Source organism: Subdoligranulum sp. DSM 23681, from assembly GCF_057005535.1.
Window position 1 is genome coordinate 2,703,488 of the sequence record NZ_CM168050.1, and the last position, 15,775, is coordinate 2,719,262.

Below are 15,775 nucleotides of genomic sequence, written 5' to 3' on the forward strand. Positions count from 1 at the left end.
GGACCTGTTTGTCCATGATTGCAAAGGTGGCGGTGAATGACGCCACCATTCATTTCGATAAGTTGTACTCCTATCTTGTCCCCGCAGAACTGGACGGCCATTTGTGGCCGGGCGGCATCGTGCTGGTACCTTTCGGTCGTGGCGACCGGCCCCGCATGGCGGTGGTACTGCAGATGGAGGAAGAAGCCGACCCGGACCCGCGGCTCAAGACCCTGCTGGCCGCCGCACCGGAAGACGCCCGTCTGACCCCCGACCTGCTGGATCTGGTCCGTTTCCTGAAGGACCGGTATTTCTGCACCTGGTACGAGGCAGTCAAGGCCATCATCCCGTACGGGGCCCAGTACCGTCCCGGTGTGGAAAACGGAAAACCGGTGGTACAGAACCGTCTGAGCCGCCCGGTGGAAACGGTGTACACCCTGGTGGGGGAACTGCCTGCCAGGCCAAAGCCCGGACCACGGCAGCAGGCCGCGGTGGAACTGCTGCGCGGCGGCCCCATGTCCCGCCACGACCTGGAGGAACAGGGGGTGGGCCGGACCACCCTGGATGCTCTGTGCAAAAAGGGGATCCTGCAGGCGGAGGAACGCTTCAAGTCTCTGGATCTGTTTTCGGACATCCCCTTTGATCCCCGTCCGGTGGAACTTTCTGCCGAACAGCAGGCAGCCTTTGACCGGCTCAGAGCGGACCTGGATGCCCGACAGCCCCGGGCAGCACTGCTGTACGGTGTTACCGGCAGCGGCAAGACGGCGGTCTTCCTCAAGCTCATTGAGCACACCCTGGCCCAGGGGCGTCGGGCGCTGGTGCTGGTGCCGGAGATCGGCCTCACCCCCCAGATGATCCGCCGCCTGAAAGCCATGTTCGGCAGTCGCCTTGCCGTGCAACACAGTGCGCTGAACAACACCGAACGCCTTTTGCAGTGGCGGATGATCCAGCAGGGAAATGCGGATATCGTGGTGGGGACCCGCAGCGCGATCTTTGCGCCGCTGAAAGATATCGGGCTCATCATTCTGGATGAGGAGCAGGAACACACCTACCAGAGTGAATCCGCCCCCCGCTACTCCGCCCATGAGGTGGCCAGAAAACGTGCTGCGGCGGAAAACGCCCTGCTGGTTTTTGCCTCGGCCACCCCGCGCATCGAGACCACCTACGCCGCCCAGGCAGGGCGGATGGGGATGGTCACCTTGCGGGAACGGTACGGCGGCCGCCCGCTGCCCACGGTGGAGTTTGCCGATATGCGGGCTGAGATGACCGCCGGCAACCCACGGGAGATCAGCGCCCAGCTGGCCGGAGAACTGGCGGAAAACCTGCGCCGCGGGGAACAGAGCATCCTGCTGCTCAACCGCCGTGGCTATAACACGGTGGCCATGTGTGCCGACTGCGGCCAGGTGATCAAATGTCCCAACTGCAGCGTGCCCCTTGTCTATCACAAAAACCGGCAGGCCCTGATGTGCCATCACTGCGGCCACCAGGTCCATCCGGCGCCGGCCCGCTGCCCGGAATGCGGCGGTAAACTGCTGTACAGCGGTTTCGGGACCCAGCGGGTGGAGGAGGAACTCCACGAACTGCTGCCGTCTGCCCGCATCCTGCGCATGGACCAGGATTCCACCGGTCAGAAGGACGCGCATGAGACCATGCTGACCAAGTTTGCCCGCCAGGAGTACGATATCCTGTTGGGCACCCAGATGGTAGCCAAGGGTCTGGATTTTGAAAAGGTGACCCTGGTGGGAGTGCTGGGCATCGACTCCCTGCTTTTCGGGCAGGGGTTCCGCGCGTACGAAAGCGTGTTCAGTCTCATCACCCAGGTGGTGGGACGGGGCGGCCGCGCCGACCTGCCCGGCCGCGCGCTCATTCAGACGGCGGTGCCGGAACATCCTGTGTTGCAGCTGGCGGCCCGACAGGATTATCCTGCCTTTTATCAGGAAGAGATCTCTTTCCGCCGCCTGTGTCTGTATCCGCCGTTCTGTGCCCTGTGCGTCGTGGGCTTTATCGGCGCGCAGGAAGGGGCGGTGTTCACCGCAGCCAGCCGCTTCAGTCAGATTATGGCCGGACTGGCATCCAAACACCCTGACCTGCCGCTGCGGATGCTGGGCCCCGTGCCCATGAACATCCTGATGCTGGGCGGGCGGTACCGATACAAACTGACCCTGAAATGCCGCAACGACGCCCGGTTCCGTGCCCTGCTGCGGGCAGCGCTGGATGCCTACGCGGCCGAAAAACTACCCGGTAAGGCCGGCGTGGTCATTGATTTCAATTCGGACGGCGATTTGTAAAAGCCGTCACAAGATACAACAGATACGATTTTTGGAGGTTCTATATCATGGCACTTCGCACCATTGTCCAGGACGGCGACCCGATCCTGAAGAAAGTCTGCCGCCCCGTCACCAAGTTTGATGACCGTCTGGCCACTCTGCTGGACGATATGAAAGAGACCCTGTACGACGCCGACGGCTGGGGTCTGGCAGGGCCGCAGGTGGGCGTCATGCGCCGCATCTTCATCTCCCTGGATGACCGCAACGCTCCCGATCCGCTGCCGGAAGGAGAGCGCCTGCCCATCATGGAGTTCATCAACCCGGAGATCCTGGAACTCAGCGACGAGCAGGTGGAACTGTATGAAGGCTGTCTGTCCTTCCCGGGACATAACGGCGCCATCAAGCGTGCCAAGCATGTGAAGGTCCGGGCCCAGGACCGCCACGGGGAGTGGTTTGAACTGGAAGCCGATGACATGTTTGCCCGCTGCATCCAGCACGAGAACAACCATCTGGACGGCATCACCATCATGGATCTGGCAACCCATTTCTATGAGGATGACTACCCCGAAGACGAGGGCGAAGAATAATGCGTATCCTGTTCATGGGCACCCCGGACATTGCCGCCGAAAGCCTGGCCGCCCTGATTGCGGTGGGGCATGAGATCGTGGGCGTGTTCACCCGTGCCGACAAGCCGGTGGGCCGCAAGCAGATCCTCACTGCGCCGCCGGTCAAGCAGCTGGCGGTGCAGCACAACATTCCAGTGTGGCAGCCCGCCACCCTGCGGGACGGCAAGGCCGAACCGATCTTCCGGGAGCTGGCCCCTGATCTGGTGGTGGTGGTGGCCTACGGCCGTATCCTGCCGCCGGAACTGCTGCACATTGCGCCGTTGGGCTGCATCAATCTGCATGTGTCCCTGCTGCCCAAGTACCGCGGTTCGGCGCCCATCCAGTGGGCGGTGCTCAACGGCGATGCCGAGACCGGCGTCACCATCATGCAGCTGGACGAAGGCTGCGATACCGGGGATATCCTCATGGTGGAGCGGGTGCCCATCGGCCCCGAGACCACCAGTGGGGAGCTGTTCGACCAGGTTTCGGCCATCGGCGCCAAAACCCTGGTCACCGCGGTGGAAAAACTGGCTGCCGGGGAACTGACCCCCCAGCCCCAGGATGATTCCCAGGCCACCCAGGCGCCGCCTCTCAAAAAGGAGATGGCCAGGTTCGACTTCACCCAGTCTGCCGCCCACATCCACAACTGGGTGCGGGGAATGAACCCCTGGCCCGCCGCCTTCTTTGAACTGGACGGCAAAAAGGTCAAGGTTCTGGAAAGCCGCGTGGCTCCCAATGAAAACGCCGCCCCGGCGGGTACGGTGCTGGCACTCAAGCCGCTGACCATCGCCTGCGGGGAGGGCGCGGTGCAGCTGCTCACCGTCACGCCGGAAGGCGGTAAACCTATGGCCGGTACCGCCTGGGCGGCCGGACGCCGCCTCAAGGCGGGGGACAGCCTGTGACCGCCCGCTACCTGGCCGTCAAGGCCCTGGTACGTCAGGAACAGGATGGTTATGCCAACCTGGTACTGGATGCGGAACTCAGCCGCTGCCGCCCCCCGCTGGAAAGCCGGGACGCTGCCTTCGCCGCCCGTATCTTTTACACGGTGCTGGAACGGCGCAACCTGCTGGACTGGACCCTGGACCGCTTTCTCAAAAAGCCGGTGCGCAAGCTGGACGCCCCCGTGCGGGCCATCCTGCGGGCCGGACTGGCCCAGGCTTCCTATATGAAAGTACCTCTTCCCGCTGCCGTCAATGAATCGGTGAAGCTGGCCCGGGCTTTCGGCAAGACCAGCGCGGCGGGTATGGTCAACGCGGTGCTCCGCCGTGCCGCCGCCTGCCGTCCCGGACCGGAAGATTTTCCTGACCTTTCCCGGCGGCTGCAGACCTATTACAGCCTTTCCGCCCCGTGGCGGAGCTGCTGCAGGGGCAGTACGGGGAGGAAGCGGAGGCCATTGCCGCAGCTTTCTACCTGCCCGCTCCCACCTGGGTGCGGGTGAATTCCCTGAAAACCGACGCGTCCGCCCTTACCGAAAGCCTGACCAAAGAGGGCTGCACCGTGGAGCCGGGGCCATGGGCCCACTGCCTGCGGGTGCAGTTCCCGGGCAGCCCTGCCGCCACCAAAGCGTTCCGGCAGGGGCTGTTCCATGTACAGGGACTGGCCAGCCAGTTTGCGGCAGACAGCGTACAGGCCGCTCCCGGCATGCGGGTACTGGACTTGTGCGCCGCCCCCGGCGGTAAAAGCCTGACCATGGCCCAGGCCATGGAAGACAGGGGAGAGCTGTTCAGCGGCGAGGCCGTGGCTTCCCGTGTGCCGCTGCTGGAAAAAGCCTTCGCCCGCTGCGGGGTGACCTGCGCGCACCCGTTTCAGGCAGACGCCTCCCGGCCCAACGAAGCGCTGCTGAAAGCGCCTTTCGACCGGGTCCTGTGCGATGTGCCCTGCTCGGGGCTGGGGGTCATCGGCAAGAAGCCGGACATCCGTTACAAGGACCTGGCAGGGCTGGATGCGCTGTCTGCCCTGCAAAAAAAGATATTACAAAATGGTTCCAAATACCTTGCCGAAAACGGTCGTTTGGTGTATTCTACCTGTACGGTGAACCAAAACGAGAATGAGGAAGTTGTGGCGCAGTTCCTGCGGGATAACCCGGATTTTGCCGTTATCCCGCCCAAAAAACTGCCTGCCCAGGCCAGGGTTACCCCCTGCGGCACGCTGTTCCTGCCCGGAACGGACGGCTTTGACGGCTTCTTTGTGGCGGTTTTGGAGCGTAAACCGTGAAAGTTTTCGTAAATTTTACATCCTTTCGTGACCCAAAAATGACCAGAACATGGTATGATAGAAAGAGGTGGATTCATTGACGGACCAGCGCCCTGTGTGCCTGACCGACCTGACCCTGTCCCGCTTGACCGACTATGTCAAGGGGATGGGGCTGCCTGCGTTCCGGGCCAAACAGATCTTCAAGTGGGTGCACCAGAAGCTCGTCACGGATTTTTCCGCCATGACCGACCAGCCCAAGTCCCTGATCCAGACCCTGGAACAGACCTGCACCCTGGCGGCGCCCACTATCCGGCGGCGCCAGCAGTCCAAGGACGGCACGGTGAAGTATCTGCTTCAGCTGGCGGACGGCAACTGTATCGAAACGGTTCTCATGCGCTATCACTATGGCAACACCGTCTGCGTGTCCACCCAGGTGGGCTGCGCCATGGGATGTCGGTTCTGCGCCTCCACCCAGGCGGGGCGGGTGCGGGACCTGACCCCCGGAGAGATCGCTTCCGAAATTTACACCGCCCAGAAAGACACCGGCGAACGGGTTTCCCACATCGTGCTCATGGGCATCGGGGAACCTCTGCACAACTTTGACAACGTCATGGACTTTCTGGAGATCATCTCCTGCCCGGAAGGGTTGAATATCGGCATGCGCAACATCAGCCTGTCTACCTGCGGCCTGGTGCCCAAGATCGACGAGCTGGCCCAGCGCAAGCTGCAGCTGACCCTGTCGGTGTCCCTGCATGCGCCGGACAACGCCGTGCGCAGCAGCATGATGCCGGTGAATGACGCCTACCCGTTGGAAAAACTGATTCCGGCCTGCCGCCGGTACCAGAAGATCACCGGACGGCGCATCAGCTTTGAGTATTCCATGGTGCGGGGCGTCAACGATTCCCCGGCCATGGCCCGCAAGCTGGCGGACCTGATCCGGGGGATGAGCGCTCATGTGAACCTGATTCCTATCAACCCGGTGGACGGCAGCCCCTATTCCGCCACCGACGAAGAAAACGTCCGCCGTTTCCGCCAGATGCTGGAAGACCTGGGCGTCAATGCCACGGTGCGCCGCCGTCTCGGCGCCGACATCTCTGCCGCCTGCGGACAGCTGCGGCGGGAAGATGCCAAGCAGGCCGCCCAAAACGGGCAGGCCTGAGTATACTGTGAAAGGAAGGACCTGACTGCATGAAGATCGCAGGGCTCACCGATATCGGAAGCTGCCGCCAGGAAAATCAGGATAATTTCTGTGCCCGACAGCTGACCGATGGCTCCGGCTGGGGTGTGGTGTGCGACGGAATGGGCGGCGCCAACGGCGGCCGTGTGGCTTCGGCCATTGCCACCGCCAGCATGCTGCAGTATTTTGACCGCCAGCTGCGCTGCCTGCGCCACGGTGAGGAAAAGCAGTTCATCCTGCATGGATTTGATCTGACCAACCGCGCTGTGTACGAAAAAGCTACCTCCGACCCGGATATGCTGGGCATGGGCACCACCGGTGTCTGTGCCTATGTATACGGCAATATGGCCCATGTGGTCCATGCGGGGGACTCCCGCGCCTACCTGTGGCACGCCGGGACCATCCGCCAGATCACCCGGGATCATTCCATGGTGCAGCAGCTGGTGGACAGCGGCCAGATCACCCGGGAACAGGCGGCACTGCATCCCCAGAAGAACCTCATCACCCGGGCACTGGGGGTATCGGCCAGCATCGTGCCCGAATACAACCGCTGTGAAGTGGCGGCCGGCGATATTCTTCTTTTGTGTACCGACGGCCTGACCAATATGGTCCCCGATGAGGAGATTTCTCTGATTCTGCAGGAGTCAGCTTTTTTTGATGCGCCCCGGCTGCTGATCGACCGTGCTCTGCGCGGCGGCGGGCAGGACAACATCACCGTCCTGCTGTTGGGAGTGGAAAGTACGGATCAATCAAGGGAGGATACAAATGGATAACCTGATTGGTAAAAAACTGGACGGCCGTTATCTCATCGAAAGCCTGATCGGTGTGGGCGGCATGGCCAACGTCTACAAAGGTCGGGACATCCGCACCGGCAACGAGATCGCGGTCAAGGTCCTGAAAGAAGAATTCTTGGGCAATGAGGAACTGGTCCGCCGTTTCAAGAACGAAAGCAAGGCCATCTCCATCCTGGATCATCCCAACATCGTCAAGGTGTACGATGTTTCGGTGACCGACCAGCTGCAGTATATCGTGATGGAGTATATCGACGGCATCACCCTGAAAGAATACCTCAAGCAGCGCGGCGGTGCCCTGACCTGGAAAGAGGTCGTGCATTTTGCCACCCAGGTGCTTTCAGCCCTGGAACACGCCCACTCCAAGGGCATCGTTCACCGGGACGTCAAACCGCAGAACATTATGCTGCAGGCGGACGGTTCCATCAAGATGATGGACTTCGGCATCGCCCGGTTCTCCCGTGCCCAGAGCCAGACCATCAGCGATAAAGCCATTGGTTCGGTGCATTATATCAGCCCCGAACAGGCCAAGGGAGACCGCACCGATGCCCGCACCGACATCTATTCGGTGGGCGTGATGCTGTATGAGATGCTTTCCGGCCGCCTTCCCTTCGATGGCACCGGTACGGTGTCCATTGCCATCATGCAGATCTCCGAAAAGCCGAAGCCTCTGGCAGAAGTGGCTCCCAATGTGCCGGAAGGCCTGCGCCAGATCACCGAGAAGGCGATGGAAAAGGACCCTGATGCCCGCTATCAGAGCGCGGCGGAGATGCTGGAAGCCATCCGGGCCTTCAAGCAGAATCCCAGCATCCGGTTTGAGTACGAATACAACACCCAGGACTCGCCCAGCAAGACCATCAACAAGGTGGTGGGCGGTACCAAGTCTGGCATCAGCACCCAGCAGGCACGGCGCGCCGGCGCGCCCACTGCGGGAGGAAAGGGCAAAGGTAAGGGCGTGCGCAACGCAAAAGCAAAGTCCGCCGCAAAGGCAAAAGGTTTCTCTCTGCTGCCGATCTTCTTCGGCATGGCAGTGGCGTTTGTCATCGGCGCCTTCATCCTGGTGTACCTGATCTTCACCAACTCCACCAACCCGCTGTTCTCCAACCGCGCCAATGTCCAGCTCATCGACTTCGTGGGAATGACGGAGGACGAATTTCGTGCCTCGGAATACTTTTCCCTCCTGGACCCCGACATTGTGCAGGAGTACAACTCCAGCTATCCTGCCGGAACCATCTTTCAGCAGTCTCCCGCCGCAGGACGTACTGTGAAGGAGCAGCAGAAGATCACCCTGAAAGTCAGCCTGGGCACCGAATACGTCACCCTGCCCGATGTGGCCGGCAATGATAAAGCCACCGCCAAGCAGACCCTCACCGATCTGGGGGTCTCGGTGGTGACCAAGCGGGAGACCAACGACAGCGTGGGCGAAGGTACGGTCATCCGCACCGACCCTGCTGCCGGCAACCAGGTAGAAGGCGGTTCCACGGTCATTCTGTATGTGGCCAAGCCCTCGGTGGACACCAGCGTCATCGTTCCTGCCGTGGAAGGCCTGACCGAAGGGGAAGCCCGCAGCGAACTACGCGCTCTGAACCTGGTCACCAAGGTGGTGGAGCAGGCCAGCGACCAGCCCAAGGGCACGGTCCTGTCCCAGAACCCCAGCGCCGGTACCCAGACCAGCATCAACGGTGTGGTGGTGCTGTATGTTTCCACCGGTGTGCCGGAAGTGACCGTCGCTCCCAGCACCGGCGATACGCTGAACGGCGATCCCAACACGATCATCAAAGAATGGTATGAAGACCTGGGCGACGGCAACACCGAACGCCGCTGGAAGACCGGCGATGGCAACGTGTACGGCGAACAGAGCGGCTTCCTGTATCACGAGGGCTAATGGACTATATCACAAAAGGAATCGGCGGCTTCTATTATGTGCGCACCCAGGACGGCATCGTGGAATGTCGGGCCCGGGGTGTGTTCCGCAAGCGGGGCATCACGCCGGTGGCAGGGGACAATGTGACCCTGAGCGCCGGCAAAGCCGCCATTGAGGAGATCCTGCCCCGCAAAAATGTATTCATCCGCCCGCCGGTGGCCAACCTGGATGTGCTGTTCATTGTGGCCAGCACCACCCAGCCGGTCCCCAGTACCCGCATCCTGGACGAACTCACCGCCGCAGCGGTCTACCAGGAGGTGCGCCCGGTGCTGGTCATCACCAAGGCGGACCTGGCGGCTGCCGACAAACTGGTGGCAGCCTATGATAAGAGTACCATTCCGGTGGTGCAGCTGCACTATGAGACAGGGGAAGGCCTGGACGAACTGCGCGGCTATATCAAGGGGAATCTGTGTGCCTTCTGCGGCAACTCCGGGGTGGGCAAGTCCACCCTGCTCAATGCGCTGGACCCGGAACTGCGTCGGGCCACCGGCGATATCAGCCAGAAGCTGGGCCGGGGCCGGCATACCACCCGGGAAGTGGAAATCTTCGAAAGCTGCGGCGGCCGCATTGCGGACACCCCCGGTTTTGCCAGCCTGGAAGCCCAGAAACTCTGCCGCATCCCCAAGGAAGAGCTGCAGCATGCCTTCCCGGAATTCGAGCCCTACTTTGGCAGATGCCAGTTCACCGGCTGCTCCCACCGCAGCGAAAAAGGCTGTGCGGTGCGGGCTGCTCTGGAAGAAGGCCTCATCTCTCCCACCCGGTATGAAAGCTATCTGGCCATGTACGAGGAAGCCAGCCAACGAAAGGAGTGGGAACGGTGACCCACACCGACCCGCAATTGCATCAGGGATCCAAGCCCGCCGCGCTCTGCACCCGCGCGGCGGTGCTTTCTGCCGTGCCGGTCACGGCGGATATGCGTCGCTACCTGACACCCGATACCTTTGTCATTGCCTGTGATGCGGGGTACCGGAACGCTGACCGGCTGGGTGTGCAGCCGGATCTGCTGCTGGGGGACTTTGACTCAGCGCCGCGTCCGGACCCGGTCCCGGCGGGGACCATCATTCTGCCCCATGTGAAGGACGATACCGACACCCACTACGCCGCCCGCTGGCTGGTGGAACACGGATGCCGGGAAGTCGTGTTTCTGGGGGCTTTGGGCGGAGTCCGGCTGGAACATACTCTGGCCAACCTGAACACTGCTCTGTTCATGGCCAAAGCCGGGGTCAATGTCACCCTGGCCAATGACCGCAGTGAACTGCATGTGCTGTGCCCCGGTCAGCCCCTGGTCCTGGAAAAAGGGGAGTGGATGTACCTTTCGCTCTTCCCTCTGGATGGGCCCCTGCAGGGCGTGAACGAGCAGGGGGTATTTTACCCGCTGGAAAACGCCACCCTCACCCCGGATTATCCTTTGGGGGTCAGCAACGAGTTCACGGCTCCCCGGGCAACCCTTTCCTGCCGCAGCGGATACGGATTGGTGGTGCTTTCCCGCGCTGACGGGTAACACCTGCCGCCGGCATGGCATAGTATGGCTCACCCCAGACAAAAACGAGGTTGGAGGTGCGCCATGCGAATCGTCATTGTCAAATGTCCGCCTGCTTTCCGCTGGATTCTGCGCGCGGTGTTCAAGGTCTGAACCCCCTGTGCTGTCCGGCTCCATCATTTTCAATTGGCTCTGCCTTCGGGCGGGGCTTTTTTCTTTGCCCCAAATTCCGGCACACAAAACTTGTCCTGCCTTATGCTATTTCCTTTCCCTGGCGCATATAGTTGCACAAGAAAGCCCAAAGCAACACAAGGGAGGACATAAATGATGGAACTGAAGGTGTTCAACAACACCATCACCGCCTATGGCGGGCGATGGGAGACGCGGCTGGAACTGCCGGTGGAGACCGAGATCCTGATCCCGGACTACCTGCCCGCCGTGTTCAAGATCGTCAAGTGCCTCATTGAACCGGTGGTCATGCACAACGACCTGACCGGGTCCCGCTGGCAGGGAGACGGGTATCTGCGGTGCACCGTCTTCTACCAGTCGGACGAGACCGGTGCACGGCTGTGGCGCACCGAGCAGAAATTTTCCTTTGAAAAATCGGTGGAACTTCCCGCCGGCCGGTATGCCTCCGGTCCGGCCCGACTGTGGGGCGAGGTGGAATACTGCAACTGCCGCGCTATCAGCGAGCACCGCATCGATCTTCGGGGGGCCTACACCCTTTGCGTGGCGGCTCTGCAATTGGAGGAGCGGGAACTGCTGACCTCCCTGGCAGATTGCGGCATTGAGCAGCGCACCCAGACCCTGTGCGGTACGGCCCCTGTGGCCGCTGTGGAAAAAGCCTGCACTGCCGAAACCACCTTCCCGCTGCCCGGTACCGGGGAAGCCATCCTGGATATCGGTGGCTGCTATCTGCCCCAGGGCTGTACGGTGCAGACCGGCCAGATCAGCTGTCAGGGCATCCTGCGGCTGGAAGCGGTCTACCGTGCCGAAGGGGAGGAAGAACTGTCGGTGCGTCAGAAGGAACTGCCGGTGCGCCAGACGGTGGATATGGAAGGCGCCGCGGAAGGGGACATGTGCTGCTGCTGGGCCGAGATCCTTTCCTCCACCCTGGCTGCCGGGGATAATCCCGGGGACGAACCCCTGCTCACCGTGACCTGGAAGCTGCACGCCGAAATCTGGCGTGCCGTGGAATACACCGCCGTGGCGGATGCTTACTCTACCCTCTGCCAGACCGAGGTCACCACCAGTCCCTGCCGCCTGCTGCAAAAGGCCGCCGACCTGGATACCACCCTGTCGGTCAGTGTGGAGGATACCCTGCCCGACCCGGAAGCCGTGGTGCGCGGCTGCTTTGTCACCCTGGGCGGTGCCCAGGCCGTGGAAGCGGAAGGCGACCCCGGCGCGGTCCGCCTGACCGGCCGTGGGGTTGCCCATGTGCTTTGTGCCGACGCCCGGGGAGAAATGACCTGTTATGACAAGCCCTTTACCTGGCAGATGCCGGATACCTGGTCCGGTCAGGCCGCGGACTTTGTGGTGCATGCCGGGGTCAGTGTCCTGCGGGTGTCCAGCAGCCGCAGCGGGGACCGCATGCGGGTGGAGGTGGAGGTGTCCGTCCACGGACAGCTGCTGTATGTGCAGAGCCGGGAAGTGGTCCAGACGGTGGAGCTGGGGGAGGAATACCCCGACAAAGCGGAAGGTCCGGCGCTCTATCTCTACTACGCCCAGGCGGGGGAGCGCATCTTTGACATTGCCAAGCGCTACCATGCCCGGGCCCGGGACCTGGCCGCCGCCAACGACCTGACCGAAGCTGGTCAGGAAACCACCACCCAGGCCGCTTGTCTGCTGATCCCGGCGGCTCTGTAACTTTGAAAGGGGGACCCTCCTGTGACCCAGGAACAGATCTACCAGAATATGGCCCGACGCACCGGCGGCGATATCTACATCGGTGTTGTGGGGCCGGTGCGCAGCGGCAAGAGCAGTTTCATCAAGCGGTTTGCGGAGCTCATGCTGCTGCCGCATATCAAGCAGGACGCCCAACGCGCCCGCGCCACCGATGAACTGCCCCAGTCCGCTGCCGGACGCACCATCATGACCACCGAACCTAAATTCATTCCCGAACAGGCGGTGGAGATCGAACTTTCCGGCGGGGGCAGTTTCCGTGCACGGCTCATCGACTGCGTGGGCTACATGGTGGACGGCGCCCTCGGCCATGAGGAAAACGGCGAACCCCGGCTGGTCAAAAGCCCCTGGTTCGACGCTGCCGTGCCCTTTGATCTGGCCGCCGAGACCGGTACCCGGCGGGTCATCCGGGAACATTCCACCATCGGTCTGGCCGTCACCACCGACGGTTCCATCGCCGATCTTCCGCGGCAGGCCTATGTGGACGCCGAACGCCGGATCATGCAGGAACTGGAAGACAGCGGCCGGCCCTATCTGATTCTGCTCAACTGCACCGACCCGGACAGCGAGGCCAGCCGCGCCCTGGCGGAGGAGCTGCAGGAGCAGTACGGCTGCACGGTGGTGCCCATCAACTGCCTGGAAGTCACCGCCGAAAAGCTGGACGAAGTGCTGCAGAAGCTGCTGTATGAATTCCCCATCCGGGAGATCGCGGTGACCATGCCGCCCTGGGTCACCATGCTGGAACCCGGCCACTGGCTGCAGAGCGCGGTCTACGGTGCCTTGCTGGAAATGGCCTCCAAGGCCCGCAAGATGGGGGACGTGAGCCGCCGCAACCTGCAGATCGACTGCGAATACAGCACCGAAGCCACCCTCATCGGCATGGACCTGGCCACCGGCACGGTGCACCTGCGCCTGGGGATCGCCCAGGATATCTTTTACAAGATCCTTGGGGAGCAGACCGGCCTGGACATTGTGGATGAAGCCAGCCTTCTGCCCTGCATCGTGGATCTGGCCCGGGCCAAACGGGCTTATGAGAAGCTCAAGGGGGCCCTGGCCCAGGTAGAAGCCACCGGCTACGGCATTGTCATGCCGGGGCTGGATGAGCTCAAGCTGGAAGAGCCCGAGATCGTGCGCCAGGGCGGGCAGTACGGGGTGCGCCTGTCGGCCAGTGCGCCTTCCCTGCACATCATGCGGGCGGTCATCCACACCGAACTTTCGCCCACCGTGGGCAGTGAGGAGCAGGGGGAAGAACTCATCCGCAACCTGCTCAAGGATTTTGAAAGTGATCCCGGCAAGCTGTGGAGCACCAATATTTTCGGCAAGAGCCTGAACGAGCTGGTCAACGAAGGCCTGCAGGCCAAGCTTCTGCACATGCCCCAGGCTGCCCGGTCCCGGCTGCAGACCACCCTGGAACGCATCATCAATGAAGGCTGCGACGGCCTGATCTGCATCCTGCTCTGAAGCGGGGAAGGAGGGAGGCCATGGGATTTTTTCTGCCGGACAACAACCGGGAACGGGCGGCGCGCAAGGCCCGCGCGGCCGCTGTCGCCGCATTGCGCCGGACATACCGGGATCTGCGGGCCAACGAAGCGGCTTTTCAGGAAGCGCAGGACCGGTTTGCGGTGGAACAGCTGATCTATGAGCATGCAGCCCTGGAATGCCGCTGTCGGGCACTTTTGCGGGACCTGCGGGGAGGTGAGTCCTCTTGTCGCCGCTGATGTGGGCTGTGGGGAGCGGATGTCTTTTGGCAGTGGCCCGCGCGGCCGCAGCGGGGCGGCATCCGGTGCGCAGTGTGCTGGCAGGTGCGCTCTGCGGGTTGTCGGGGCTGGCGGCGGTGGCGCTGCTGTCCCCCTATACCGGCGTGACCCTGCCACTGAATGCTTTTACCGGATTTGTGGCTGCCGTGCTGGGTCTGCCAGGGGTCATTCTGCTGCTGCTCATTCCTTTGCTCTGAATCAAATGAAAACCGCGCCCGCCGGAAGGTCTCCCTTCCTGGCGGGCGCGGTTTTTGCAACGACTGGACCGTAAGCCGGGTTCTGTATCAAACGACGATCTATCTTGACCTTGCGTCACCGCAAGGCTCCGCGCCTGTGGCACGTGGTCGCAGGCGTCATGCCATCTCCGGGACGTGCGAGGCTTCCACATATGTCCCATACGGATGTTGCTTCTGACAGGGTTTACATAGCCGCAAAGTCGCCAGTGCGCTGGTGAGCTCTTACCTCGCCTTTCCATCCTTACCGCCCAAAAGGCGGCGGTCTATTTCTGTTGCACTTTCCCTGGGGTCACCCCCGGCTGCCGTTAGCAGTTGTCATGCCTCTGAGAAGCCCGGACTTTCCTCAGGACGGTCGCTGTCGCCAACGCCGCCCCGCCGTCGTATGTTCCACTCGTTGAGTTAAAATATACCACATCGCTGAAATTTTGGCAAGCGGTTTGCAACAGACGTCGCTTTATGCTATAATGGCAACCGTATAAGTATGGGGAAGGGGGCAGTCTGCGTCTTGCAGTCATTGGTGTTTGTGGTGCCGCCGCAGGCGGAAGGCCGGCGTCTGGGCGTATTTTTGCGTCAGGCGGGCGTCAGTGCCTCCTGCATCAAGGCGGTCAAGCACCAGGGCCGCGGCTTTTTTGCCGACGACGCGCCGCTGCATACCGACCAGCCCGTGCATGCGGGCCAGACCATCCGGTTTGACCTGCCGCCGGAGCCGTCTACTTCGGTCACGCCGCAGCCGGTTCCCTTTACCCTGGTATACGAAAGTGATTTTGCCGCCGTGGTGGACAAGCCCGCCGGTCTGGCCGTGCATCCGACCCTGAACCATACGGACGGGACACTGGCCAACGGCTGGCTGTATCATCTGCAGCGCAGCGGCCGCACGGGTGTGTTCCGGCCCACCAACCGGCTGGACAAAAATACCAGCGGCCTGATGCTGCTGGCACAGAATGCCTATGCGGCACCGGGGCTGGCGGATTCCGCCCGCAAATGCTATCTGGCCCTGGTCCAGGGGGAACTTCCTCCCGGCCCCGGCAGCATTGATGCGCCTCTGGGCCGGCGGGGGGATTCCATCATCGGGCGGTGCGTGCGCGCCGACGGCAAGCCCAGCCGTACCGATTATCTGGTGCTGGCAGCGGGGGGCGGCCACAGCCTGGTGGCCTGTCTGCCCCGCACCGGACGCACCCATCAGATCCGGGTGCATATGGCGTATATCGGCCATCCGCTGGCGGGGGATTCCCTGTACGGCGGTGCAGAGACTCTGCTGCACCGCCATGCCCTGCACTGCGCTGTGCTGGCCTTTGCCGAACCGCCCTTCGGCACGCCCCACCGGTTTGAAAGTCTGCCCCCGACAGATTTTACGGTGGCCTGCCGCACCTGCGGCCTTCCCTGCGGGGAGGCACTGCAGGAGACCCTGCGGGCTCTTCCGCTGACCGATCCCGGAGCGGGGGAAGCCTGACCATTACCATTTGC

At 62.3% G+C, this 15,775-nt stretch carries 15 protein-coding genes and 1 other RNA gene; 15 read left to right on the top strand and 1 reads right to left on the bottom strand.

The window, feature by feature from the left end; all coding sequences use genetic code 11:
- Positions 1-14: 14 nt before the first annotated feature.
- The 14 genes from priA to AC127K_RS12515 all read left to right on the top strand — a co-directional run bounded on the left by priA (position 15) and on the right by AC127K_RS12515 (position 14,272).
- Positions 15-2,267, top strand: coding sequence for a replication restart helicase PriA (gene priA / locus AC127K_RS12450; RefSeq protein WP_483722194.1), 2,253 nt, complete (start codon positions 15-17; stop codon positions 2,265-2,267).
- Between the two features lie 47 nt (positions 2,268-2,314).
- Positions 2,315-2,833 (top strand): peptide deformylase, encoded by a 519-nt coding sequence (gene def / locus AC127K_RS12455; RefSeq protein WP_483720835.1) that lies wholly within the window; start codon positions 2,315-2,317, stop codon positions 2,831-2,833.
- Complete coding sequence (gene fmt, locus AC127K_RS12460) at positions 2,833-3,753, top strand: methionyl-tRNA formyltransferase (RefSeq protein WP_483720836.1); 921 nt, start codon at positions 2,833-2,835, stop codon at positions 3,751-3,753. Before def ends, fmt begins: the two co-directional genes overlap by 1 nt.
- Complete coding sequence (locus tag AC127K_RS12465; protein ID WP_483720837.1) at positions 3,750-4,289, top strand: transcription antitermination factor NusB; 540 nt, start codon at positions 3,750-3,752, stop codon at positions 4,287-4,289. Before fmt ends, AC127K_RS12465 begins: the two co-directional genes overlap by 4 nt.
- Positions 4,199-5,065, top strand: a complete 867-nt coding sequence (locus AC127K_RS12470) for an RsmB/NOP family class I SAM-dependent RNA methyltransferase (RefSeq protein WP_483720838.1) — start codon at positions 4,199-4,201, stop codon at positions 5,063-5,065. Before AC127K_RS12465 ends, AC127K_RS12470 begins: the two co-directional genes overlap by 91 nt.
- Before the next feature lie 145 nt (positions 5,066-5,210).
- A complete protein-coding gene (gene rlmN / locus AC127K_RS12475) occupies positions 5,211-6,203 on the top strand; it encodes a dual-specificity RNA methyltransferase RlmN (RefSeq protein ID WP_483722196.1) in 993 nt (330 codons plus the stop codon).
- Between the two features lie 29 nt (positions 6,204-6,232).
- Positions 6,233-6,994 (top strand): Stp1/IreP family PP2C-type Ser/Thr phosphatase, encoded by a 762-nt coding sequence (locus tag AC127K_RS12480; protein WP_294539943.1) that lies wholly within the window; start codon positions 6,233-6,235, stop codon positions 6,992-6,994.
- On the top strand, positions 6,987-8,897 hold the full coding sequence (pknB, locus tag AC127K_RS12485) for a Stk1 family PASTA domain-containing Ser/Thr kinase (protein WP_483720839.1): 1,911 nt from the start codon (positions 6,987-6,989) through the stop codon (positions 8,895-8,897). The genes AC127K_RS12480 and pknB overlap by 8 nt, the downstream gene beginning before the upstream one ends.
- The gene (gene rsgA / locus AC127K_RS12490; RefSeq protein WP_483720840.1) at positions 8,897-9,757 is read left to right on the top strand and encodes a ribosome small subunit-dependent GTPase A; all 861 of its coding nucleotides are present in this window, start codon (positions 8,897-8,899) and stop codon (positions 9,755-9,757) included. Before pknB ends, rsgA begins: the two co-directional genes overlap by 1 nt.
- Positions 9,754-10,437, top strand: a complete 684-nt coding sequence (locus AC127K_RS12495; RefSeq protein WP_483720841.1) for a thiamine diphosphokinase — start codon at positions 9,754-9,756, stop codon at positions 10,435-10,437. The genes rsgA and AC127K_RS12495 overlap by 4 nt, the downstream gene beginning before the upstream one ends.
- A gap of 303 nt (positions 10,438-10,740) precedes the next feature.
- Complete coding sequence (locus AC127K_RS12500) at positions 10,741-12,282, top strand: DUF3794 domain-containing protein (RefSeq protein WP_294539935.1); 1,542 nt, start codon at positions 10,741-10,743, stop codon at positions 12,280-12,282.
- A 21-nt stretch (positions 12,283-12,303) separates the two neighbouring features.
- A complete protein-coding gene (spoIVA, locus tag AC127K_RS12505; RefSeq protein ID WP_483720842.1) occupies positions 12,304-13,779 on the top strand; it encodes a stage IV sporulation protein A in 1,476 nt (491 codons plus the stop codon).
- A gap of 20 nt (positions 13,780-13,799) precedes the next feature.
- Entirely contained in the window at positions 13,800-14,036 is a 237-nt protein-coding gene (locus AC127K_RS12510; protein ID WP_483720843.1) for a hypothetical protein, read from the top strand.
- A gap of 32 nt (positions 14,037-14,068) precedes the next feature.
- Positions 14,069-14,272: a pro-sigmaK processing inhibitor BofA family protein gene (locus tag AC127K_RS12515; RefSeq protein WP_483722197.1), complete on the top strand. Its 204-nt coding sequence runs from the start codon at positions 14,069-14,071 to the stop codon at positions 14,270-14,272.
- A 56-nt stretch (positions 14,273-14,328) separates the two neighbouring features.
- On the opposite strand, the gene rnpB is transcribed toward AC127K_RS12515, so the two are convergent.
- An RNA gene (gene rnpB / locus AC127K_RS12520) (RNase P RNA component class A) lies at positions 14,329-14,705 on the bottom strand.
- A 111-nt stretch (positions 14,706-14,816) separates the two neighbouring features.
- On the opposite strand from rnpB, the gene AC127K_RS12525 reads away from it, so the two are divergent.
- Positions 14,817-15,761 (top strand): RluA family pseudouridine synthase, encoded by a 945-nt coding sequence (locus AC127K_RS12525; RefSeq protein WP_294539931.1) that lies wholly within the window; start codon positions 14,817-14,819, stop codon positions 15,759-15,761.
- The last annotated feature ends 14 nt before the right edge of the window (positions 15,762-15,775 follow it).